We start from the raw sequence: 1,062 nt of genomic DNA on the forward strand, positions 1-1,062 counted from the left end.
TGTTCTGACCCGTGAGGTTGGGGACGCGGCTGGCGGGTGGCTTGCCCCTGAGCGCGGTGTGTCCGCGGTGGTGATTGTAGGTGTGGAGCCAGGCGGGGAAGGCGTCGCGGCGTTCCTGCTCGGTGCGGTAGGGCTGTGCGTAGGCCCACTCGTCGAGCAGGGTGCGGTTGAATCGTTCGACCTTGCCATTGGTCTGCGGCCGGTAGGGACGGGTGCGCTTGTGTGTGACCCCGCCGGCCGCAAGGGCGTCACGCCACAGCCGGGAGCGGTAACAGGAGCCGTTGTCGGTCAGCACCCGCTCGACGGTGATCCCGGCCTGGGCGAAGAACTCGTGCGCGCGGGTCCAGAAGGCGGTGGCGGTCTCCTTGCGCTCGTCGGGCAGGATCTCGCTGTAGGCCAGTCGAGAGTGATCGTCGACGGCGTTGTGCAGGTAGCTGTAGCCCACGCCCGACCGGGACGGGCTGCCCTTGCGGCCTCGTACCTTGTGGCCGCCACCGTCGGGAATGTTGCCGAGCTTCTTGATGTCGACGTGGACCAACTCGCCCGGTGCGGCGCGTTCGTAGCGCCGTATCGGGTGGCCGGTGGCTCGGTCGAGGTGGGCCAGGCGGGCGAGCCGGTAGCGGACCAGGACCCGGTGCACGGTGGCCGGGTTCAGTCCGAGCAGGTAGGCGATGCGGGCCGGACCCCAGCGCCGCAGCACACGGACCTTGATGATCCGCCGCTCGGTGCGGGTCGCCGTCCGACGCGGGCTGCGGTGCGGTCTGGAGGAGTGGTCGGCCATGCCGGCCTCGCCAAGAGCCCGGTAGCGGTCCGCCCAGCGCTTGGCCGTGGTGGGTGAGACCTGGAAGCGTTCGGCGGCCCGCCGCAGCGGCCAGCCGTCCTCGACCACGCAGCGGGCCAGGCGCAGGCGGCCGGTCTCGGTCAACGGTGCGTTACGGTGTGGCATGAGGGCCTTTCTGGGTGCCGGTGCAGACGTCGCAATCCACACCGAGCCAGAAGGCCCTCACTCATTTCAAGATCACCTGACCGTGAACCCCGTCACCAACCTCCGTGGTCAGTACA

The 1,062-nt window shown here is 69.5% G+C and carries 1 protein-coding gene; it reads right to left on the reverse strand.

The annotated features are described in order from the left end of the window. Positions 1-946 (reverse strand): IS481 family transposase (locus ACFXDE_RS43865; protein ID WP_380499819.1); only part of this gene is annotated, 946 nt, incomplete at its 3' end. Positions 947-1,062: the final 116 nt, after the last annotated feature.

The sequence above is a fragment of the Kitasatospora sp. NPDC059408 genome, from assembly GCF_042751525.1.
Classification (GTDB): Bacteria; Actinomycetota; Actinomycetes; order Streptomycetales; family Streptomycetaceae; genus Kitasatospora.